This is a genomic window from Novosphingobium sp. YAF33 (assembly GCF_052113265.1).
Classification (GTDB): Bacteria; Pseudomonadota; Alphaproteobacteria; order Sphingomonadales; family Sphingomonadaceae; genus Novosphingobium.
Window position 1 is genome coordinate 344,292 of sequence record NZ_JBFRCW010000005.1, and the last position, 20,763, is coordinate 365,054.

The following is a 20,763-nucleotide window of genomic DNA, read 5'->3' on the forward strand; positions in this document are numbered from 1 at the left end:
CAAGAACAGTCTCGTAGCCGGGCACGTTAAGCGATTTCCGTTCTATCGGGGCTGAGGATCGTGGCGATTCGATTGCGTGTTTGCAGTCCAATCCCCGGGCAAAGGCTGGTCGTTCATCACAGATTTGTGAACTGGACGGCTTTGGGGTTGGTGAAAAGCTGACGGCTCAATGCACTGCAGTCCGGTATGGCGAACGGTATGGGCAACCCATTTTATCGTTTTCGCTATCCACAGGCTGTGGACAAACTGTGCTTGAGTGCGGGTAGGGGGCACTGATCGGCTTTGCAGGCGCCCTGCAATGATCCATGCTTGGTTTTGCCGCTGTGACCCGCAATCCGAGGAGCGCGGCAGACCCGAAGATTTCGACAGGACGAACCAATCATGAATAACAGCGATCTCGCCGACACCATTGCCGCCGCTCACGACCTCACCAAGGCCGATGCCCGCAAGATCGTCGACGCCGTGTTCGAAGCGATCGGCGATGCGGCCGCCAAGGGCGACGAAGTCTCGCTGAATGGCTTTGGCAAGTTCAAGGTCAAGGACAGCCCCGAGCGCGAAGGCCGCAATCCTGCGACCGGCGAAGCGATGACGATCAAGGCCTCGAAGAAGCTGTCCTTCACGGTCGCCAAGGCGGTCAAGGACAAGCTGAACGGCTGATCTGGCCCATGAGAGCGGTGCCGACGGCTGGGTCGGCGCCGCTCTTGCTTTGCCAGCTGTCCAATCCGACCGTGAGACCGCGAATGATGATCGTGCGGATTGAGATTGGCGATGAAAGCGATCTCGACGAGTGGGCTCCGCTCCGGGCCGAACTCTGGCCAGACGGGACTGCGACCGAGCACCGCGAAGAACTTGCAGATATGTTGGCAGGCCCGCAATTGTTTGCAGGGTTTCTCGCGCGGAGTGCGCGCGGCGAACTGATAGGGTTTGCCGAAGCCGCTTTGCGCATCGATTACGTCAATGGCTGCGAGACCTCGCCGGTCGCGTTTCTCGAAGGACTGTACGTCGCCGAGGACAGCCGCCGTCTCGGCATCGCTCGCGGGTTGGTTAGCGCTGTCGAGCAGTGGGCCCGGCAGCGAGGCTGCGCCGAGCTTGCCTCCGACGCCCTGCTTGAGAACAGCGCGTCCCACGCGGTGCATGCTGCGCTGGATTTCGAGGAGACCGAGCGGGTCGTGTATTTCCGCAAGGTTCTGGACGATCCGCATTCGCTCAGCTGACCGAGCTTGGGCTGCCGCTCCAGCAAAATGGCTTATGCAAACATGCCCGCGTCTGAGCCTCGGCTGATGCAGGCGATCGCGGCGGGCGTATCCTAAGCGGGAGGCGTCGCTGCCAGCGGGCTCTCTTTCATGGGGCGCGCAGCATGCCATCCGCCTGGGGCAGAACGTTCGAGCGGTACCCCGCAGGAGTCGCATAGAGCAAGATAGCCGTTATCTTTGCCGCGAGAGACCGAGACAAGTGATGGCTTATGCCGTCCAATGAAGCAAAAGATGGCCATGAAGCCCTGATACGCGAGATTGTGGGCGGCGTCAGCTAATGGAGCACTCGCTTTCCACAGGATCGATGGCCGGCCCCGCTCCCGACGGGCCTCAACCCGGCTGTCAGGCGTCATCGAGATACGGCAGCGGTCAGGTGCGAGGCTTGCGCGGGGCTTGCTGGAGGGAGGTGTGAGTGGCCAACTTCCGGGCCAGGGCAGGCGACGCGCTGCGCCGAAATGGCAGTCCGCAGACGCGGCAATCACTCCAAGGTCGGCTCGATGGGCCATCTTGCCGCCGGGTTCATCGTCGCTGCGCTCAAGGCGGATTCCGGTTGACGACAAGGCTGTTGATAACCTGAGCGCATTTGCGGAATTGCGTGCCGTGCCGGACTGGAATCCGGGACTCTGGCCCGCTACGGCGCGCAGCCCGACCCTTTTCGGTTTCGACCAGAACCGCCGGGTTCGCTTCTCGTTGCGATCAAACCAGGGAGTTTTTCATGACCGGAGCCGAACTGGCTGCAGCTCGCAAGAACCGAGGTCTTTCGGAAATCGAACTTGGCAAGGCTATCGGCTATCGGGATCCTGCGCGCGCCGTTCGCCGGCTGGAAGCCTCGGAAAAAATCAATTCACGGGCACTCACCATGATCAAGGTCGTGTTCGGCGCGGTCGATCAGGACAATGTTCGCGAGCGCGGAACCCGTCGGCGGATGCCGCATCCCGACCAGTTGGCGTTCGCTTTCTAGATTGGAAGGGATGGTCACCGTCAGCTTGTTGCGGCGTTGAGAGGCTTGGCCCGCCGCTGAGAGGTACCGGTGGCTTGAGCTTGTTATGAGTGACGCCTGCGAAAGGCTGCTCAGAGCGGCCCGGCAAAAATTGAAAACCGATTCACCTTGCAACAATCGCGTTCGTCACCATTTGATGTTGCAGTGCAGCAAAATGGTGGAGCGCTCCTATCCTGTGCTTGCCCCATTTCAGCAAGGATATGCCATGCCAACGATATCGGAGACCATCGCTCACTTGGCCGCCTTGCGGAAAGGGGCGGCACCTGGCGCATTTCAGGGCCATAGCCGCCTGCGGGAACTGAGCCAGTTCGGGGAGAACCCTGGAGCCCTGCGCGCGCACCTCTATCTCCCTCCCACCTTGTCCAGGCATCCGGCGCTGGTGGTGGTGCTCCACGGCTGCACCCAGAACGCGGCGGGCTACGATATGGGTGCCGGATGGTCCGAGATGGCCGACAGGCATGGGTTTGCCCTGCTTTTTCCCGAGCAGCAGGCCTCGAACAATCCGAACTTGTGCTTCAACTGGTTTTCGAAAGAAGACAGCCGGCGCGGTGCGGGCGAGGCGCAGTCCATCAGAAACATGATCGCGGCCGTCGTCGCCCGGCATAATATCGACGCCGCCCGCATATACGTGACCGGCCTCTCTGCCGGCGGCGCCATGACGGCGGTCATGCTGGCGACTTATCCCGAAGTGTTTGCGGGAGGCGCCGTTGTTGCCGGTTTGCCTTACGGGAGCGCCTATGGTGTGCCGCAGGCCCTCGAACGCATGCGCGGCCAGAATATGCCCGAGCGGAGCGAGCTGGAGATGCTGGTCCGCCAGGCGACCTCTCATGCCGGGCCGTGGCCGACGCTCTCGGTCTGGCATGGCAGCGGGGATGCAACGGTAGCTGACCTCAATGCCACTGCCTTGCTGAGGCAATGGGGCGCCTTGCACGATATCGGCGAGACGCCGGATCTCAGCGAATCCACGGGCAGCCATACCCGCCGTGTCTGGCTGGACCATCACGGACGCCCGGTCATGGAGGATCATCGCATAGCCGGTATGGGGCACGGTACCCCGTTGAAGACGTCCGGCAAGGATGCGTGCGGACGGGCGGGCGCCTTCATGCTGGAAGTGGGAGTTTCCTCAAGCCACCAGATCTGCAGTTTTTGGGGACTCCTCGGTGACCACCAAGAGGCGAGGGCTGCCGAACATTCTCCGGATGGGGCGCGAATTCCGGAACCCGCCGAAATGAACGGACTGATGGTTTATGAAGGCCGGCGCCTGCAGCCGATCCCGCCCTCGGAACCCGGGCAGAGCGGGCGGACCCGAGAGGCAGGCGTGCGCAAAGTGATCGAGGATGCGCTTCGTGCCGCGGGTCTCATGCCCTAGCACCAGGACAGGCGAGCAGCGACATCATACCTCCGCCTGCGCCAGGAGAGTGCGGATTCTTTCCGCTACGGCCGTGACTGTCGGGGAACGGGTGCGGCTGCGTTTCGTAATCAGGCAGACCTCGCTATGGGAGGGCGGGAATCCGCTGACTTCCAACTGGACCATGCGCCCTTCGCGCAGATCATCGGCCAGGAACGCAGGCGAGGAAATCCAGACGCAATCGCTGCGCAGCACCGTTTCGCGCAGGACGTGGAAATTGTCGCAGATGAAACTTCCGGCCGGGTCGCCCTGGCCATCTTGCAGTTCGACGGCACTGGCGGCCGGATAATCCTCCAGATCGGCGTTGGTGACCAGGCCTTGCCGAGACAGGGGATGGCCGCCGCGCACCATGAAGGCAACGCCGATCCGGCCCAGTCGCTCGATCGCTGTGCTCGGGATGCGGCCAAGATTCCAGTTGCTGCCAAGGATCATCTCGATCCGGTCGTTGACCAGTTCGGTGACGAGTTGATCGGGCGCGCGCACCAGGGTGCGAATGCGGATTCCAGGGCAGGCATGCAGGAGCGAGCCGGCCACGTGCGGCAGGAACAGTCCGGCCATCAGCGGCCCAAGCCCGATGGCGACTTGTCCCGGCTTGCCTTCGGGATAGCGCCGAAGGCTGCGCTCCAGGTCTCCCGCGGCGTGAAGCAGCTTTTGCGCGTGTTCGATCACATGCAGCCCGGCAGCCGTGGGATGGACCCCGCCGCGCCCCCGATCGAACAACATGACACCGTGCCTTTTCTCGAAGGCGGCGATGCTGCGGCTCAGCGCGGGCTGAGTGATGCCCACTTCCTCCGCCGCGCGGGAGAAGCTCTGGTTACGGGCGACGGCAACGATATGGCGCAGGCGCGGCAGGTCCATCGGTATTCCCATGATGCATGCAATGTTGCCTTGATATGCATTGGACAGCCGGATCGCGCGAGCCCTAACTTGCCTGCGAACGAAGCGGGGGGAGGAACGCGATGGGCAAGATCGGATGGCGGACAGGCGCGGCGGCATTGGCGATGGCAGGGGCGGCGTCAGCACACCCTGCGGCGGCGGATAGCCAGCCCGCGCGCACGATCCTGCCCGTGCCGGCCGCGCCGTTCACGGGAACGGTGGCGGAGAATGTCCTGGATGCCAAAGGCTTTGCCCAGGCCGCGATCCAGGCGCCTGCCGGAGCGCCCAATGTGTTCCTGATGATGAGCGACGACGTCGGTTTCGCGATGTCCAGCGCTTTCGGCGGCCCCGTTCCGACACCCAATTTCGAACGGCTGGCAGCCCGGGGCCAGCGCTACAATCGCTTTCACACCACCGGGATCTGCTCGCCCAGCCGCGCGGCGCTGCTGACCGGTCGCAACCATCACAACGCCGGGGTCGGCTGGTTGAGCGATGTGCCTTCGCCATTTCCGGGCTACGGCGGGAAAATCCTGCCGGAAACCGCCACGATCGCCCAGGTCCTGCGGCTGAATGGCTACAGCACGGCGATGTTCGGCAAGCATCACAACCTGCCGTCCAATGAACGCAGTGAGGCGGGCCCGTTCGACAGCTGGCCGACCGGTCTGGGCTTCGATTACTTCTACGGGTTCGTCAGCGGCGATAGCGACCAATATTCGCCAATCCTCTATCGCGGCATCCAGCGCGCCGAGCAGGACGATGGAGAGGGAAGCCTGCTCGACAGCCGCCTGGCCGACGATGCGATCCGCTGGATCCACAACCAGAAGGCGGCAGCGCCGGAAAAGCCGTTTCTCGTCTACATGGCGCCCGGCTCCACCCATGCGCCGCATCAGGCTCCAGCGGACTATATCGCGCGTTTCAAGGGCAAGTTCGATGCCGGCTGGGATCTTCAGCGCGAACAGACCTGGCGGCGGCAACTTGCCATGGGCATCATACCCAGGGGTACGCCGCTGACCCCGCGCCCCGCGGAAATTCCAGCCTGGATAAGCCTGACTTCGGGCCAGAAGGCTTTTGCTGCACGCACGATGGAAGTCGCCGCCGCCCAGCTCGCCTATCAGGACGAGCAGATCGGCCGCGTGATCGACGAACTGCAGCGGATGGGCCAGTTGGACAATACCTTGGTAGCGCTGGTGATCGGCGACAATGGCGCCAGCGCGGAGGCGGGGCCGAAAGGCACGATCAACGAACTGCGCTCGATGGGCTCGCATGATGAAAGCGAGGCTTGGATGCAGGCCAATATCGATCGGCTCGGCGGTTCGATGACCTATGAAAGCTACCCTGCCGGATGGGCCTGGGCGATGAACACGCCGCTGCGCTGGACCAAGCAATACGCCTCGTTCCTGGGCGGCATCCGAAATGGCATGATCCTTTCCTGGAAGGGACACATGGCGCATCCCGGTGCGGTCTGCGGTCAGTTCTCGCATCTGGTGGACATTGCGCCGACAGTACTGGAGGCGGCGCGCTTGCCAGCGCCGCAAAGCGTCTATGGCGTCCGCCAGAAGCCGATGGACGGCGAAAGCCTGCTGGCCAGCCTCGCCTCCTGCGATGCGGCAAAACCGCGCACCCAATACTTCGAGATCGGCGGGAAGGCCGGCCTCTATCACGATGGCTGGTTCCTCTCGGGCGATGATGGGCGTCTGGCGTGGCAGAACCTTCCTGCCGCCGGTGAACGGCCCGCGGTGCAATGGTCCCTCTACAATCTCAATCGGGATTTTTCGCAGTCGAACGATCTTGCCGTGAGGGAACCCGCCCGGCTTCAGACCATGCTCGATCTGTGGAAGCGGGAGGCGGCGCGCAACAACGTGCTTCCGCTCGATCACCGCTTCGGCATGGCGCGCGGAGCGGCGATGATGCGCGGCAGCGGTCGCAAGCATTTCGACTTCTGGGGCAAGGATGTGAGCCTGCCCGCCAATACCGAGCCGGTGCCGTTCGCGCGCAGCTTCACGCTCGCTGCCGATCTGCGACTGGATAGCGATACCGCTTCGGGGGCGGTCATGGCGTTCGGCAGCCGGTTCGGAGGCTGGAGCCTCTATCTGGACAAGGGCCGTCCCGCGTTCATCGCKGCGCGTTCCACCGATCCCGATGAGATCACCCGTGTCGCCGCCGATCGGGCGCTGCCTGGAGGTGCGGTCAAGCTGACCATGCGCTTCGCTGTCGACAGGCCGGGCGGCCCGGCCACCGTCACGCTCAGTGCGAATGGCGCCGCCCTCGCGTCGGGGCGTCTGCCGACGTCCATGCTGATGGCGGCTGGAAACGGCGAAACCCTGGACGTGGGACGCGATCTGGGCGTGCCGGTAACGGCCTATCGCAGTCCGCAAGGCCGCATCGAGGGCGACATCGCTCATCTCAGTCTGGATTTCGATTGACTGCGTGCCGGGCGCCCGGATTGCTGGGCGCCGCCGGAAAGGCTCAGCCCGAGATGGACCTCGTAAAGTCGATGAACGCCCGCAAGGGCGGCGGGATTTGGCGGCGACCGGAATAATAGAGCATCGGTCCGGAAAAAGGAGGTGTCCAGTCTTCGAGCACGGTTTCGAGTGCGCCGCTGCGCAAGTGAGGGGCCAGCCAATCCTCGAACAGGCACACGATACCGAGCCCCGAGACGGCCGCCTCCACCAACAGGTCGCATGCCGATCCCGGCTGGATCAGCAGCGATCCCGGGGGATCGAAACGAAGCACTTCGCCGTCCTTCTCGAATTCCCAGGTGGCTATGGCGCCGCTGGCAAAGCGCAGGCGCATGCAATTGTGATGAAAGAGGTCGCGCGGATGGGCAGGGCGCCCTCGCGCTGCAAAATAGGACGGCGCGGCGGCGGTGAGAAGGCGCTGTTCACGCGGCCCGATAGGGACCGCGATCATGTCCTGCTCCAGGCGCTCCTCATAGCGGATACCGGCGTCCGCTCCGGAGGCGAGGATGTCCACGAAACTGTCCTCCACGGTGACTTCCACCCGGATATGCGGATGAGCGCCAAGGAAGCCCGGGAGAATGCCTGGCAGCACCGTGCGTGCCACATTGGCGGGCACGTTCAGTTTCAGCGCGCCTGCCGGCTCATCGGTGAGAGCCTGAACGCTGTCCAGTGCGGCACCGATCTCGGCGAGCGACGGTCCGATCCTTTCGAAGAGCCGGGCGCCGGCTTCGGTCAGGGATATGCTGCGGGTGCTGCGGTGAAGCAACCGGGTGTTCAACCGGGTTTCGAGGCGCCTCAGGGCTTCGCTGAGCCCGGATGCCGACACGCCGGAGATGCGGGCTGCCTCCCGAAAGCCCTTGGCGCTGGCCACGGCGACAAAGGCGGAAAGATCGTCAAGTTCCATAGGCATTGTGCGATTTTCCGTACAAGCTGTTCTCAATAGACCGTCTTATCGATCAGCGAGTTGAAGTCCATATTCGGGCAGCAACATGCCAGGAGACATGCAATGATCGATCTTGCCAAGGCGGGAACCTTCCAACTGGGCGACCGGCCCGTGAACCGCATGGGCTACGGCGCCATGCAACTGGCGGGACCGGGCGTCTTCGGTCCCCCGCGAGACCGCGCCGGAGCCGTGGCGGTGCTGCGCGCTGCTGTGGAGGCGGGCGTCAACCATATCGACACCAGTGATTTCTACGGCCCGCATGTGACGAACGAGATCATTCGCGAAGCCCTGCATCCCTATGGCGAGGATCTGGTCGTCGTGACAAAGGTCGGCGCGGTGCGGGGAGCCGACGCATCCTGGTTGCCGGCGCAGAGCGCGGACGAACTGACCCGCGCCGTCCACGACAACTTGCGCAACCTTGGTCTGGAGCGGATCGAAGTGGTCAACCTGCGGCTGATGGGGGACGTCCATGCGCCGAGCGAAGGCTCTCTGGAGGAACAGTTCTCGGCTCTCGCGCGGCTGCGCGAGCAGGGTCTGATCCGGCACCTCGGCCTCAGCAACGTCACTATGGCGCAAGTGGCCGAGGCCCAGGCCATCGCGCCGGTCGCGTGCGTGCAGAACCAGTACAATCTTGTCCATCGGGGCGACGATCTGCTCGTGGACGCTCTGGCGGCGCAGGGCATCGCTTATGTGCCGTTCTTCCCGCTGGGCGGGTTCAGCCCCATCCAGTCGGATGCCTTGGCCGGACTTGCCGCCGAGATCGGGGCAACGCCCATGCAGACGGCCTTGGCCTGGCTGCTTGCGCGCTCGCCGAACCTTCTGCTGATCCCCGGAACGTCGAGCCTGGAACATCTGGCGGAAAATCTGGCTGCCGCGGCGCTGGAACTGCCCGCTGATGTCAAGGTACGGCTCGACGCCATTTGATGGCCATGTGCCGGCGATGGCGGATGGGTGCCCTCTTGCCGGCGGACGCGAACGAGGCGTGATTTGGAGGCCGGCGCTACTTATCCGAGCGCTTTGAAATGGCCGTAGCGAGCAGGCCTATCGCTGCTGCTGCCCCAGCGGCAAGGATGCCGGCGCCGACCAGCGACAGACCGCCATCCTGGCGCTTGAAATGAGGGCGGTGCTTCAGACGCGCGAGCAGCGGTGTGCGTTTGGAGATCGCCTCGAACATCTCGCCCGGCCCCTCGGGATCGAGGACTTTGTGATCGGCGAGCCATTCGCGAACGGAATCGAGATCCGGCACTTCGTAGGGTCGTAGCGAACGGCCGTCGCCGCGCAGTTTTTCGATTAACGAAATGATCGAGCCGGTCTGTTCCAGCAGGTCTTCGATCGTCTGACAGTCCGTATCGAGATGCTCGGCCAGAAGGGCGTTGCGGATGCCGGCAATCGTCCCGCGCTCGGCGGCATTGGCTTCCCGGCCGGCGTCGATGACGACGTCGCATTCGGTGTCCAGGCGGAGCGAACGATTGTTGAAGTTCGAAGACCCTACGCGCAGCACTTCATCGTCGACGACCGTCACTTTGGCATGCACATAGATGGGGTGGCCCTTCGCGGTATAAGGGTGATAGAGCCGCAGGCGACCATGGACGTCCCGCTGCTGCAGCGCCTCCACCAATCTGGCGCGTGCGGAATCCATCGCGATCGGCTCAAGCCAGCCTTGCGCGGATGTGGGATGGACGATCACGAATTCGGGGCCGTCAGCCTCTGCCAGCCGCTGCGCGATGGCTTCTGCGACCTTTCTTGAGGCGAAATACTGGCTTTCGGCATAGAACCAGCGCTTCGCCCGCATGATGAGGTCGACATAGAGAGCCTCGATCTCGTGGCGAGGCTCCTGTTCGGCCATTTCCGGAACGGTGAGCGCGATGCCCACTTCCACATCGGTGAAGTCGCTTTCGACGTCCTCTGGCCAGCAATCCGCATCGCACGAAGCCGGAGCGAGCGCGCTTCCGCCCGAAACTTCCCAGCGTTTCCGGCACATGTCGCCCAGCGTGCGTGCGACCGGCCCCTGGAGCATCGTGGTGGCATCGTGCCAGGGACCGTAAGGCGTGCCATCGGGCTCCAGACGGCGGGGTTCGTCATCATCGTGTTGGCGCGTGTCCCAGCGATCGACAGTCATATCGATCCCGCCGCAGAAGGCTACGTCGTCATCGATGACGACGACTTTCTGGTGATGCGATCCGGTAGGGGGATGATGGCCGTCGAGACGCATGTGAATTTGCGGATCTTTGATCCACTGCGCTATTCTCAGTAACGTCTGACCGTGAAACAGCGTCTTGATGGCACCCGTATCCCAGCGCAGGATGTGGACCTGCAGGCCCGGAGTCCGCCGGACGAGCCAACTGAGAAACGCACCGACCTGGTCCGGCCCGCCGTCGTCCTTATCGCCGCCGAACCGGATGCGGGCATCGAAGTCCCATCCGACCAGCAGGATCTGCTTTTTCGCCCGCAGCATCGCGGCGCGTGCTGCTTTGAAATAATCATCTGCGTCTACGATGACGGCGGCACGGGTCGCGTGCTCGATCCGCCAGCAATTGCGTCCGGGTTCGAGCAGGGTATCAGGTGTGTCCATGACTGCGCCATCGCAGGCCTGGCGTGATCTGCCAAGGGCGAGGTGTCTCGCGGCCGGCTCCGGCGAGACTTGTGCGGCCTGAAAAGCGCGATCCTCAAAGCATGGGCGGGAAGGATGAAGGCGCGAGGAACAAGCGGGGGTGGCAGGTCGTGCCCGCGCAACGAACGCAAAAGCCGCCACAAAGGGTGTGAAGACAACGGGCTTGAGGGTTTCGCCGGTCCTCAACGGCCAGTCCCTCATCCAGCATTCATGTCCTGTCGACCTACAAGGCGGGATACCGGCATGCCTGGTTGCAAAGCGAGCCAACCGACTGGAATGCTGAACAACTTCCTCAACCTCGCGGTTGGCACACATATCCCGGCACTATCTTCACGCCTCAATGGAGCAGCGTATGAAACTGTCCCCTGGAATGCCGCGCAAGACCACGACGCTTTGGTTCGCAATCGCCTCTTGCCTCGTGCTTGCAGTGCCTTCTCTGGCAGCCGGAGAGGCGGACGGGGATGCCGGGCTTGTACGGCACGATGTACCCGTTTCCGCGGCCGATCCTGCGGCGACGCAGGCGCCGAACCCGGTGACAAGACTGCAGGACAGGCATCTCGTGCTGCTTCCGTCCGCCGGTACGGCGCGCAAAGCAAAGCTGTTTCTGTTCGTCGACGGCACGCGCACCGCCACCTCGATGACTCAGGATATCGTGCGGACGGCGGCAATTCGCGGCTACCATGCAATTTCCATCGCCTATCCCAATGCGGAAGCGGTCGCAGCGCTTTGCAAAGGGTCCGCCGACGACGACTGCACCGGCAAGGTGCGCGAGGAAATCCTGACCGGCGAAGATCTGACGCCGTTGCTTACCGTCAGCCGTCCCGATGCTATCGAGCCCAGGCTGTACAGGCTGCTCAAGTATCTTGCCGCCACTTATCCTGATGAAGGATGGAGCGCTTTCCTGAGTCATGACGCGATCGAATGGTCGCGCGTCAGTGCCGTTGGTCATTCCCAAGGCGCTGGACACGTCGCCCTGCTTGCGAAGCGGCATGCATTGCTGCGTGCTGTCATGATTTCCGGCGTGGCGGACGTCACAAGGGCGGGCCTCACCTCGCCATGGCTGTCGAGACCGAATGCCACTCCGGTCGAGCGGCAATACGGCTTCTCTCATGTTTCCGACCCGGTGGTGCCCCTCCCCGTCGCGAAGGCAAGCTGGGAAGCCATGGGTCTGGCGCGGTTCGGGCCTGTTCATGCCACCGATCTGACCCGTGCGCCTTACGGAGGGTCACACCAGCTGACCACTGCACGGCCTCTAGTGGCGCTCGCGAATGCGCACCTCGCCATGGCGTTTGACAAGTTCCTGCCGCGCCGGGCTGACGGCACGCCGTTTTACAAGCCCGTCTGGGAATTCATGGCGCTACCATAACTTGTCTGGTCGAGTGGCACGGCCGGCCGTTGACGCCGGAGCATCGTTTCGCGCATCGGCTAAGGGCCCGTCTTCGCACTTTCCGGGTTTTGTTTCTCCAGGTTTTCGCGCCAGCGACTGCGATATTATAAAGGCTTTCTCCGCCTTACCCTACGCGTGGACAGCCCTGTCTCATCGGGCAGGATGATTGCGAATGAGACAAAGTTGCAATAGGCGCCTCCTATGCTCCTGCCGATTTCGCCCAACCTGCTCCTGACGCTCACCCTGCTGCTCAAGACCAAGAGCGTCAGCGGCACGGCGCTGGCGCTGGGCGTGAGCCAGCCGAGCGTCAGCCGGTCGCTCTCGCAGCTTCGCACAGCGCTCAAGGATCCGCTGCTCGTGCGATCCGGCACCGGCATGTCGCGCACCCGCCGCGGTGAGGAACTGGTTGGCCGCCTGGCCGACTGGATGGCGACAACATCCGCGCTGCTGGTGGAAGAGCGCTTCGATCCCGCGCGAGTGGAGCGCCGCTTTCGTGTGGCCACCACCGACTTCGGCGTCATGTCCGTTCTCCTGCCCGCCATGGCCGCCTTGCGCGCCGAGGCRCCTGCCATCGGCATCGACATCGTACCGCTGAGCCACGCCACGCACCGCGCATTGGCCGAGGGCGACATCGATCTGGCTATTTCCGGGCTCGATCATGATCCTTCGCAGCTTCACCGCGCCCTGCTGTTCGAGGACGAGTTCGTCTGCGTCACGCTTGCGGATCATCCGCTGGCCGGCAGCGATGAGCCGGTGCCGCTCGACGCGTTCCTGGCGCATTCGCATCTGAGCCTGACGGTCAGCGAGGCCGAATTGGACCGGGTGACGATGTCACTCGGACCCAACGCCGCCTCGCGCAAGATCGCCGCCAGCCTGCCCTATTTCAGTCTCGCGCCGGACATGCTGGCGGCAGGGGACTTGGTCATGGTGCTGCCCTCGCGGGCTGCGGACCGCTTCGAGGCGGGGCAGGGCCTGGCCACGCGCCCGGCGCCGGCCGAGTTGGGCGTGCTGCAGTACTGGCTGCTCTGGCATGAGCGCAGTCACCGCGATCCCGCTTCCCGCTGGTTGCGGGAGCGGCTCGGACGCCTTTCGGCTTCCGGTTCGCGGCCATGCATTTCTGAATAGTCGATATCCGATCTTGACTGTTGGCCCGAGCGAACCACCGGGTCAAGAGCGCTACTGCAAAGCATTCGCATTAGTGTTCCAAGGGGGTAATCGTGATCCACAAGTTTCGGCTGCGCACGAGCGCGGCCGCCCTTAGTCTTGCCGCGGCTCTGCCGGGCGTGACGACGGCCTTCACCATTCCGTCCGCTCTGGCCGACGAGCTTGGCGAGGATTCTGGAGGCGCCACCAGCGCTTCGACCATCGTCGTCACCGCCACCAGCCGCGAGCAGGAAGTGAAGGACGCGCCGGCCTCGATCAGCGTCATCACTCGCGAGGATCTGGAGCGCCTGCCTTACCGCGAGGTGACCGACGCCCTGATGGAAATTCCCGGCGTGACCGTCACCCCCGGCGAGGGCAACAGCCGCGACATCTCGATCCGCGGCATGTCGCCGCAGTACACGCTGATCCTGGTGGACGGAAAGCGCCTGAGCAGCCGCGAGACGCGCACCAACGGCGGCAATACGTCCGAAGGCGGACTGCTGCCACCGCTGGAATCGATCGAGCGCATCGAAGTGGTGCGCGGGCCGATGTCCTCGCTTTATGGCTCGGACGCGATGGGCGGCGTCGTCAACGTCATTACCCGCCGCATCGCGCCCTCATGGCGCGGCAGCGTGCGGGTGAACGGCACCATGCAGCTGGGCAGCGACTACGGCAATTTCTACGACGGCAACTTCTATCTTTCCGGCCCGCTGGCCAAGGGGGTTGGCCTGCAGGTGCAGGGCGCGATCAACCGCCGCAGCGAGGACCACGTGGTCGGCGGCACGCCTGAGCGAAAGGATGAGAGTCTGGGCGGCAAGGTAGGCTTCTCGGCCGGGCCGGACCACGACTTTCTCGTTGAGGGCGGCTTCTACCGCCAGGAAGTGACCGCCACGGCCGGCAAGACCGTGGAAGTGACCGCTACGGTGCCCGAAGGTACGCGCGATGTTCAGACCCAGGAACGCTACGTCGCCGCGCTCAGCCATTCCGGCCGGTGGGGCTTCGCCAATTCGGAAAGCTACGTCCAGTACGAGGATGCCAGGAACCTCGAAACCACCAAACGCATCAAGAACACCGTCGCGCAGTCGATCTGGTCGGTCCAACTTCCTTCCAACATGCTCAGTCTGGGCGGTTTCTTCCGTAACGAGGATCTGACGGACACGGTGGGCAACCTGCTGCCCGGTTCCACTCGCGCCGGTGCCAGCCGCACCAACTGGGCGCTGTTTGCCGAAAACGAGCTGTCGATCCTGGATACCCTGCGCCTGACCGGAGGGCTTCGCCTCGACAATGACGAGCAATATGGCGCGCACTGGACGCCGCGCGTCTACCTCGTGTGGAACACCACCGCGCAATTCACTCTCAAGGGTGGCTATTCGCAGGGCTTCCGCGCACCGAACCTGCGCCAGACCCTGCCCGACTGGGGCCAGTCCAGCCGCGGCGGCACCATTTACGGCAACCCCGATCTCGAGGCAGAGACCTCACGCACGATCGAAGCCGTGGCGATGTATGAGGGCAAGGGCTTCCAGGCGAGCCTGACCGCTTACGACACCCGCTTCAATGACAAGATCACCCGGCTTACATGCGAACAGGCCGGAGCCTGGTGCGTGAACGAGCCACTGAGTTCGATCGGCCGGCCGCCGACGACTTACGTCAATGTCGACAAGGCCAAGGTCCGCGGGATCGAGGCGACCATCGATCTCAACCTCACCCGAACCCTGCGCTTCAACGCTACGGGCACGCTGACCGATTCCGAGCAGCTCACCGGTGCCAGCGCGGGCATGGCGCTCAACGACACCCCAAAACAGCAGGCCAGCGCTTCGCTGAACTGGCGCCCGGACGAGCGCCTCAGCTTGTATGCCCGCGCAGTGTTCCGCGGCGAGGAGGCGGTTACCGAAGCTCAGATCAGCGGCAACAATCTCGTCGTGGAATCCTATACCACCGTGGACATGGGCGGTTCCTACAAGGTCTCGCCCGGCTTCACCTTCCATGCCGGCGTGCAGAACCTGTTCGACAAGCGCCTAAACTACGACGAGGCCGGCTACATGATCGATCCCGCCCGCGTCTGGATGGGCGCGACCGCCCGCTTCTGAATTGACTCAAAGGCGCTTCGGTCCCGCTCCGAAGCGCCTTTCCTGGGGAAGATGAAGTATTTGTCTGCACCTCGTCACTTTAGGACTTAGCCACATCCCGCTTCCGCCTGAAATCGTTTACTTCAATCCCTTGTGAGCCGTTTGCGTTTTGGCCTCGATCTCCTTCATGGAAATTGTCACTCATCCCGAAGGCGCGGGGTGGCCATCCGATCCCCAGCCGCCTAACGATCGCCGGACCTTTGAAGTGATGGATGGTGACGTAAGTGAGTGGCGTGGTTCGACGTGGTGGGAAGCAAGTCGGACGGGATAGGGGCTCGGCTCCTCCCAACTGCGAGGACGCCGAAAGCCTCCCACTCGCGGGTCTGCTCGCATTGGGAATGGCCGCGTTCGTCACCCTACTCACCGAGATCATGCCGGCCGGTCTGCTCTCCGCCATCTCGGCTGGCATGATGGTCCCGGAAAGCGTGGCGGGCCAGTTCATCACGGCGTTCGCGGTCGGCGCGCTCATCTCGGCGATCCCGGTCACCGCGATGACCCGCAGCCTGCGGCGCAAGCCCCTCCTGCTTTTCCTCCTTGGTGGGTTCGCTGCGGTCAATCTGATCACGGCGCTGTCGAGCAACATCTATCTCACCCTTGCAGCGCGCTTCGTGGCTGGCCTCTTCGGCGGCGCAGTCTGGTCAATGTTGGCTGGCTATGCTGTGCGCATGGCCCCACCGGGCATGGGCGGCAGGGCCATCGCGATTTCTGGCGCGGGCGCAACGGCCGCGCTCGTGGTCGGCGTGCCTCTGGGCTCGGCCTTGGGGCACGTGCTTGGCTGGCAGGGCGCGTTCGGGATGGTTTCGGGGTTGGCGTTTGTGCTGATGATCTGGGTCCAGCGGATCATCCCGGACTTCCGTGGCGAGCAGGGCGGCGAGCGGGAAGAGCTGCTTACGGTCCTGCTGCGTCCCGGCGTCGCCGCGACAACGGCGGTGATCCTCACTTACATTATAGGCCACAACATCATCTACATCTTCGTAGAGCCCTTCCTGCGCGCGATCGGCCAGGCCAGAAGCCTCGACCTGATCCTGCTCCTCTTCGGCATCGGGTCGATCGGCGGCCTCGCCCTGGTCGGCGCGCTTGTGGATCGACACCTGACCGTGATGGGGCCGGTGCAGCTCGGCTTCTTCATGGCAGCGCTCGCGATGTGGATGTTCGGCGCTACGGCGACGCTCCCGATCTATCTGTCCGCCGTCATATGGGGCATCTCCTTTGGCGGCTTCGGCGCGGTCACCCAGACGGCGATAGCGCGGCTGGCACCTGATTCCATGGACGTCGCCCAGTCGATGTGCACCACGGCCTGGAACAGCGCCGTGGCGCTGGGCGGGGTCGCAGGGGGCTTTCTGCTGGATCGCTCCGGGGCAGGATCGTTCCCTATCGTGAGCGCGGGTATCCTAGGCGTGTCGCTGATCATCCTCGTGGTGGGCGTGAACCGCCCGCTGATGCGGAGGCGCTGACCACGAATGTCGACCGCGGCGGGATCGATTGCTGTCGCTCCATGATTGGCCGTCCACGCATGGGGTTTTTCATACGCGATGGACGGGCATTAGTTGGGGGCAGGCTGGAAGGGCAGCTATGGAGGTCGAGATGGCTGAAAGCGGGCATTGATGGCTTGCTGACGTATGTTCCACGCTTGCGAACGGCCTGCGCCATGCCCCGCGCCATCTCTCCGCCGGGCTGCGGGCAGGCTGGCCCAAAGGCATCGGCCTTGCGTACGCCCTGCCAGGCCAGGGGCGCAGCAGGCGCACGCCAGCGCAGCGAGCCAACCGGGGGGGCGGCATAGGGAATGCCCTTGTAGACAGAAATCGAGGGATCGCGGCCAGGAACACCGCTGAGAAGGCCGGTCTCGACCCGGATCGGCGTATCCGTGGCCTGAATCGCTGCCGTTGCCGGTTTCGCGGCGTAGCCCACGAGATCACCCGAGGCCAGCACATGCCCTGTCATGGCTGCCTTGAGCGCCGAGAAGCTCTGGCCGTCCCCATGGGCAAGGACGATGTCGAGCGCGAACACTTGCGTATGGTAGGCGTGACGGTTGGCGTCGTGAGTATGGGGGCCGGCATAAGCGGCGGCGGGGCCGTGAACATTGGGCCCGTAGACCGCGCCAGGAGGTGCCTGCGTCATGCCCTCGGGAAGCGTAGTGGTTCCAGTAGGGAGGTTGTAGAGCACGAGGTGAATGCTGGTTACGGCCCGGCCCGCATCGCTATCTGCAGGCTCGCCCTGCATGACCACGATATAGGACCGCGTGCCCTTCGGCCCTCTCTACCATGAAAGGCCGGGAAAACGGTTCCTGCCATACTGCGTATTGATCAAGGGCATATTCGCATCGGCTGGAAAGGCCGGACTGGTCACTTTCAAGGATGCGCCGCGCCGGGCGGGGACCGCTGCGATCAGAAACTGCGGGTCGTGGCCGATGGCCGATGCGGCGTCTGGCGAAAGCCGCGTGGAAGCGTCCTGCGACCACGCCACGCCGGACACCGCCAGAGCAAAACCTCCCACTGCCAGAACAGTGCAACGCGCTAGAGCACGACCGATTTTCATGGTCATCTTCATATTCCTGTTCTTCCGTGCCCGGAACCCCAATGCGCCGCGGTGAAGCGGCCGGGCTTGCTCATCCAGCTGTCGATATGATCGTAAGTCGTCTTTTCGGTATCGCCGAACTCGCCGGGTCTGCTCTCGCATTCCTTGCAGGTGTCATACATGTGCGTAGCACCTTACACGAAGGCGATCGATTTGTCCGGGCTGTGCGAGAGCTCGTAAAGCGTTTCGCTGGCAAGGTATTCCCAGTGCCCGGTCATGCCCATCACCAGCAGGGGCACCTTGATACCCTGCACGTTGCCCGGCGGGCTGGCATAGGTGGAAGTCCAGTCCACACCGTGCACGCCTGTCTCGTCGTAGCCGAAGTCGGGTCCAGTTCGGATTGCGTAGGAATTGAGGTAGTTGCGCAAGGTCGTTTTCAAGGCGCCTTGCATGAGCGAAGGCGTCTGGCTGCGGGTGTTCTGGGGCACGCGCCCGGTATGGACGATCTCGGTCGTCTCGCGGCCGCCGGCATGGAGCAGGGGCCAGGCCTTGCGGGTATGCGCCATGAGCGCGACATCCTGCGAGAACAGCTTGTTGTTGCTGCCGAGCAGGATTGCGCCAGGCACGACGAAGGGGGCGTCGTCTTCGTAAGGCCCTTTACCAGCGGCGACGGCGGCCAGCCGGTTTTCGGCTTCCGATAAAAGGGCATTGTTCCGGGCACCCTCGGCCTGGAGAAAGCCCCGCGTGAAGACGGGGCCGTACGAAGAGCCGGTCGGCCGGAAGCCGTTGGCGGGTGCGTACATGTCGAGCCGAGTATCGGTGGCCATCCTCCCATCTTTGCCGCGCACGGCAGGGTCGATGCTGAACAACGTCATCGCTGCCAGCCCCCAGTTGGAGTCGATCAGCATGAGCCCGTCCGCGGGAGGAAGGTCCGCCAGGGTATCCGGGCACTTCCAGATCTTCTCTTTCGATCGGCAGGCGCTCGTGCCACCTTCCGCGATGAACTGGTAAGCGCTCATCACCGTGCCGCCCCCGCTGTTGCCCAACAGCACAACGTGCTTCACGCCGGGTACCTTGCGTAGCCAGGCGATACCTGCCTTTGCTTCCAGCAGGACCTGATCGAGCATGCCGTCGTTGGAAATGCCGGACTTGCTCGTACTATTATTGGCGCAAAGCACGCGGTACCCGCGTCGGGAGAGTTGGGTGCAGGCCGAAAAGCTCAGGTAGTCAGCGGAAGAGTGCATCACGAACACCGCCGTTTCGGCCTTGGGGCCGATATTGGCAGGCTCGTAGAGCACGGCCGGCACTCCGCGTGCCAAGTGTACGAAAGTGGTGCGGGGCGCGGCTGTCTCCGGGCCCTCGGCACGGGCAGCGGTACCCTGCTGGCACGCCAGCAGGATGAGTGCCCCGCCGAGCGCCGCCTTTATATTCGAGATAGCGCGAATGATCGCCTCCTGTTCGCCTGGGCGGGCAGGTCTCAACCCTTGACCTTGAACCCGATCACGAACGCTCTGCCGGTGGGGTCGTCGGAGAATTCGTAGGACTGTCCCGCCGAAGTAGTTCCGCTATAGTAGCCGCTGAGCGGTGGTTTGGCATCGAAGAGGTTGGAGACGCTAAGGTACAATGAGCTGTCAAAGGCGAACGGCGGCATGACTCTTATTTCATCCGAGACCTGCCGGTCCGCAAACGGCCCTTGTCAGCCGTTCATCGTGGCTGATCTCTCGGTGAACGAATGACCGCTTCGGAGGCGCTCGTAGGAGGCGCAGAACGGCAGCTCTGTCGGCGAATAAGTGCTTTTGGCCCGCGAGCCATGCTTCAGTGGAGTATACTCCGGCTGGCAGTTGATGCCAATGGAGAAGCGCCATGGGACATTCAGACTTAGATCCTGCCGTTCATGAGCGGCGCCCTTGGAACGCAGGCCAAAATGTGGGGCCAAAACGTCCGCTGAAGTTGCGCGATATCTGGGCAATCCGGTTTTACCTCGATGAGAATAGGCGACTGCGCGACCGGGCGCTGTTTGACCTTGCCATCGACAGCAAGCTACGCGGCTGCGATCTCGTGAAAATCAAGATCGGTGATATTGTCAGTCGAGGGAGCATCCGCAACCGCTCGACTGTTATCCAGCAGAAGACTGGAAAGCCCGTCCAGTTCGAAATCATGACGGAAGCGCGAAAGAGCCTGACGGCTTGGCTGGACAGGCGCGGTTGGAACGTAGACAACTTTGTTTTCCCGAGCCGTGTCGATTATCTCGGTCACATGAGCACGCGGCAGTACGCGCGCCTCATCGACGAATGGGTTACGATGGTCGGCTTGGACAAGCGGGAATACGCACGCACTCGATGCGGCGCACAAAAGTCTCGCTCATTTACAAGGCGACCGGTAACCTGCGAGCGGTGCAGATCTTACTTGGCCACTCGAACATCGAGAATACCGTGCGTTACCTCGGCGTGGATATCGACGATGCGCTCACTTTATCGGAGCGTACCGAAATCTGAGCAGCATGCCGGCTCCGCGACTATTTCGAGGGGCCGGCATGCCGACATTGACGGTCGGCACGCAACGGCAACGCGTCATGGCGCGTTTGGAGGGCGGTTATGTCGGCGATCCTAAACGTGTTGGGGCCGGATTTCTGAGTTGCGATCGGCGGCGCGTTTCCTGCATTGATTACCAAACGGTGGCGTTCGAATAGATGATTATGAAAGCGGGCTCAGGCTCCATTGTAGAAGGCAAAGCGAAACTGCTGAGATGGTCAACCACAGCCACGCCCAGCCGGCGCTGCGGGCATGGAAAATCGCCATCGAAATTGCGGCGAACATAGCGAAACTGGCCAGTGTCGCCGCTACGACCGCTTCGGCGCGTTCCATGCCGGTCCGGGCAAGAATGAAGGACAGGACGACGGTGATCTGAGCCGTCAGTCCATAGGCCCCGAGCGTACCCGCCAGAACGCGTGCTGCGACAGCCATGCGGCGACTGCGCGCGGCGGCCGCAGCGCCCGTTGAAGGGGACGACCTGAGCGTCACGGGATGATTCATGGCGGGCTCTT

The 20,763-nt window shown here is 63.3% G+C and carries 19 protein-coding genes and 2 pseudogenes; 11 read left to right on the forward strand and 10 right to left on the reverse strand.

The annotated features are described in order from the left end of the window. Positions 1-381 precede the first annotated feature (381 nt). The 4 genes from AB4Z00_RS12570 to AB4Z00_RS12585 all read left to right on the forward strand — a co-directional run bounded on the left by AB4Z00_RS12570 (position 382) and on the right by AB4Z00_RS12585 (position 3,622). Positions 382-657, forward strand: coding sequence for an HU family DNA-binding protein (locus AB4Z00_RS12570; protein WP_132266543.1), 276 nt, complete (start codon positions 382-384; stop codon positions 655-657). A gap of 86 nt (positions 658-743) precedes the next feature. Continuing rightward, entirely contained in the window at positions 744-1,214 is a 471-nt protein-coding gene (aac(6'), locus tag AB4Z00_RS12575; RefSeq protein WP_442046217.1) for an aminoglycoside 6'-N-acetyltransferase, read from the forward strand. Positions 1,215-1,968: 754 nt separating this feature from the next. Beyond that, positions 1,969-2,214 (forward strand): hypothetical protein, encoded by a 246-nt coding sequence (locus tag AB4Z00_RS12580; RefSeq protein WP_132266540.1) that lies wholly within the window; start codon positions 1,969-1,971, stop codon positions 2,212-2,214. An 85-nt stretch (positions 2,215-2,299) separates the two neighbouring features. Next, the gene (locus AB4Z00_RS12585) at positions 2,300-3,622 is read left to right on the forward strand and encodes an extracellular catalytic domain type 1 short-chain-length polyhydroxyalkanoate depolymerase (protein ID WP_442046192.1); all 1,323 of its coding nucleotides are present in this window, start codon (positions 2,300-2,302) and stop codon (positions 3,620-3,622) included. Between the two features lie 24 nt (positions 3,623-3,646). Here the strand turns inward: AB4Z00_RS12585 and AB4Z00_RS12590 are convergent, their stop codons facing one another. Next, the gene (locus tag AB4Z00_RS12590) at positions 3,647-4,519 is read right to left on the reverse strand and encodes a LysR family transcriptional regulator (protein ID WP_442046193.1); all 873 of its coding nucleotides are present in this window, start codon (positions 4,517-4,519) and stop codon (positions 3,647-3,649) included. 101 nt (positions 4,520-4,620) lie between these two features. On the opposite strand from AB4Z00_RS12590, the gene AB4Z00_RS12595 reads away from it, so the two are divergent. Then, positions 4,621-6,960, forward strand: a complete 2,340-nt coding sequence (locus AB4Z00_RS12595) for an arylsulfatase (RefSeq protein ID WP_442046194.1) — start codon at positions 4,621-4,623, stop codon at positions 6,958-6,960. A gap of 43 nt (positions 6,961-7,003) precedes the next feature. On the opposite strand, the gene AB4Z00_RS12600 is transcribed toward AB4Z00_RS12595, so the two are convergent. Next, positions 7,004-7,906, reverse strand: a complete 903-nt coding sequence (locus AB4Z00_RS12600; protein WP_442046195.1) for a LysR family transcriptional regulator — start codon at positions 7,904-7,906, stop codon at positions 7,004-7,006. 96 nt (positions 7,907-8,002) lie between these two features. Between AB4Z00_RS12600 and AB4Z00_RS12605 the strand changes: the two genes are divergently transcribed. Then, positions 8,003-8,863 carry an aldo/keto reductase family oxidoreductase gene (locus AB4Z00_RS12605; RefSeq protein WP_442046196.1) on the forward strand — a complete coding sequence of 287 codons (861 nt, stop codon included), beginning with the start codon at positions 8,003-8,005 and terminating at the stop codon, positions 8,861-8,863. Between the two features lie 76 nt (positions 8,864-8,939). Here AB4Z00_RS12605 and AB4Z00_RS12610 read toward each other — a convergent pair whose 3' ends face one another. Continuing rightward, a complete protein-coding gene (locus AB4Z00_RS12610; RefSeq protein ID WP_442046218.1) occupies positions 8,940-10,511 on the reverse strand; it encodes a phospholipase D-like domain-containing protein in 1,572 nt (523 codons plus the stop codon). A gap of 391 nt (positions 10,512-10,902) precedes the next feature. Here AB4Z00_RS12610 and AB4Z00_RS12615 point away from each other — a divergent pair, with 391 nt between their 5' ends. The 4 genes from AB4Z00_RS12615 (at position 10,903) to AB4Z00_RS12630 (ending at position 16,660) form a co-directional block, all read left to right on the forward strand. Further along, positions 10,903-11,916, forward strand: coding sequence for a BPSS1187 family protein (locus AB4Z00_RS12615; protein WP_442046197.1), 1,014 nt, complete (start codon positions 10,903-10,905; stop codon positions 11,914-11,916). Positions 11,917-12,138: 222 nt separating this feature from the next. Continuing rightward, positions 12,139-13,062: a LysR family transcriptional regulator gene (locus AB4Z00_RS12620; protein WP_132266522.1), complete on the forward strand. Its 924-nt coding sequence runs from the start codon at positions 12,139-12,141 to the stop codon at positions 13,060-13,062. A gap of 92 nt (positions 13,063-13,154) precedes the next feature. Further along, positions 13,155-15,167 carry a TonB-dependent receptor domain-containing protein gene (locus AB4Z00_RS12625; RefSeq protein ID WP_442046198.1) on the forward strand — a complete coding sequence of 671 codons (2,013 nt, stop codon included), beginning with the start codon at positions 13,155-13,157 and terminating at the stop codon, positions 15,165-15,167. A 377-nt stretch (positions 15,168-15,544) separates the two neighbouring features. After that, positions 15,545-16,660, forward strand: a complete 1,116-nt coding sequence (locus tag AB4Z00_RS12630) for an MFS transporter (RefSeq protein WP_442046199.1) — start codon at positions 15,545-15,547, stop codon at positions 16,658-16,660. On the opposite strand, the gene AB4Z00_RS12635 is transcribed toward AB4Z00_RS12630, so the two are convergent. From AB4Z00_RS12635 to AB4Z00_RS12660, 6 genes and pseudogenes are all read right to left on the reverse strand, one after another. Next, entirely contained in the window at positions 16,614-17,147 is a 534-nt protein-coding gene (locus AB4Z00_RS12635; RefSeq protein ID WP_442046219.1) for a carboxylesterase family protein, read from the reverse strand. The genes AB4Z00_RS12630 and AB4Z00_RS12635 overlap by 47 nt on opposite strands. Then, positions 17,121-17,444 (reverse strand): annotated as a pseudogene (locus AB4Z00_RS12640) (carboxylesterase); the annotation flags it as partial. The pseudogene AB4Z00_RS12640 and the gene AB4Z00_RS12635, both read right to left, overlap by 27 nt. Positions 17,445-17,462: 18 nt before the next feature. Further along, the gene (locus tag AB4Z00_RS12645; protein WP_442046200.1) at positions 17,463-17,753 is read right to left on the reverse strand and encodes a hypothetical protein; all 291 of its coding nucleotides are present in this window, start codon (positions 17,751-17,753) and stop codon (positions 17,463-17,465) included. Continuing rightward, positions 17,750-17,902: a hypothetical protein gene (locus AB4Z00_RS12650; protein ID WP_442046201.1), complete on the reverse strand. Its 153-nt coding sequence runs from the start codon at positions 17,900-17,902 to the stop codon at positions 17,750-17,752. Before AB4Z00_RS12650 ends, AB4Z00_RS12645 begins: the two co-directional genes overlap by 4 nt. Positions 17,903-17,914: 12 nt before the next feature. Continuing rightward, positions 17,915-19,018, reverse strand: a complete 1,104-nt coding sequence (locus tag AB4Z00_RS12655) for a hypothetical protein (RefSeq protein ID WP_442046202.1) — start codon at positions 19,016-19,018, stop codon at positions 17,915-17,917. A 179-nt stretch (positions 19,019-19,197) separates the two neighbouring features. Beyond that, positions 19,198-19,344: a hypothetical protein gene (locus AB4Z00_RS12660; protein ID WP_442046203.1), complete on the reverse strand. Its 147-nt coding sequence runs from the start codon at positions 19,342-19,344 to the stop codon at positions 19,198-19,200. A gap of 326 nt (positions 19,345-19,670) precedes the next feature. Here AB4Z00_RS12660 and AB4Z00_RS12665 point away from each other — a divergent pair. Next, positions 19,671-20,215: pseudogene (locus tag AB4Z00_RS12665) on the forward strand (tyrosine-type recombinase/integrase). A gap of 198 nt (positions 20,216-20,413) precedes the next feature. On the opposite strand, the gene AB4Z00_RS12670 reads toward AB4Z00_RS12665, so the two are convergent. Next, positions 20,414-20,752 carry a hypothetical protein gene (locus AB4Z00_RS12670; RefSeq protein ID WP_442046204.1) on the reverse strand — a complete coding sequence of 113 codons (339 nt, stop codon included), beginning with the start codon at positions 20,750-20,752 and terminating at the stop codon, positions 20,414-20,416. Positions 20,753-20,763 lie beyond the last annotated feature (11 nt).

Excerpts from the sequence above, each read along its gene's own strand:
- AB4Z00_RS12570 (WP_132266543.1), top strand. The coding sequence starts at position 382 with ATGAATAACAGCGATCTCGCCGACACCATTGCCGCCGCTCACGACCTC.
- AB4Z00_RS12580 (WP_132266540.1), top strand. The coding sequence starts at position 1,969 with ATGACCGGAGCCGAACTGGCTGCAGCTCGCAAGAACCGAGGTCTTTCG.
- AB4Z00_RS12585 (WP_442046192.1), top strand. The coding sequence starts at position 2,300 with ATGAGTGACGCCTGCGAAAGGCTGCTCAGAGCGGCCCGGCAAAAATTG.
- AB4Z00_RS12590 (WP_442046193.1), bottom strand. The coding sequence starts at position 4,519 with ATGGACCTGCCGCGCCTGCGCCATATCGTTGCCGTCGCCCGTAACCAG.
- AB4Z00_RS12600 (WP_442046195.1), bottom strand. The coding sequence starts at position 7,906 with ATGCCTATGGAACTTGACGATCTTTCCGCCTTTGTCGCCGTGGCCAGC.
- AB4Z00_RS12605 (WP_442046196.1), top strand. The coding sequence starts at position 8,003 with ATGATCGATCTTGCCAAGGCGGGAACCTTCCAACTGGGCGACCGGCCC.
- AB4Z00_RS12610 (WP_442046218.1), bottom strand. The coding sequence starts at position 10,511 with ATGGACACACCTGATACCCTGCTCGAACCCGGACGCAATTGCTGGCGG.
- AB4Z00_RS12615 (WP_442046197.1), top strand. The coding sequence starts at position 10,903 with ATGAAACTGTCCCCTGGAATGCCGCGCAAGACCACGACGCTTTGGTTC.
- AB4Z00_RS12630 (WP_442046199.1), top strand. The coding sequence starts at position 15,545 with ATGGCCGCGTTCGTCACCCTACTCACCGAGATCATGCCGGCCGGTCTG.
- AB4Z00_RS12635 (WP_442046219.1), bottom strand. The coding sequence starts at position 17,147 with ATGACAGGGCATGTGCTGGCCTCGGGTGATCTCGTGGGCTACGCCGCG.
- AB4Z00_RS12645 (WP_442046200.1), bottom strand. The coding sequence starts at position 17,753 with ATGAAGATGACCATGAAAATCGGTCGTGCTCTAGCGCGTTGCACTGTT.
- AB4Z00_RS12650 (WP_442046201.1), bottom strand. The coding sequence starts at position 17,902 with ATGTATGACACCTGCAAGGAATGCGAGAGCAGACCCGGCGAGTTCGGC.
- AB4Z00_RS12670 (WP_442046204.1), bottom strand. The coding sequence starts at position 20,752 with ATGAATCATCCCGTGACGCTCAGGTCGTCCCCTTCAACGGGCGCTGCG.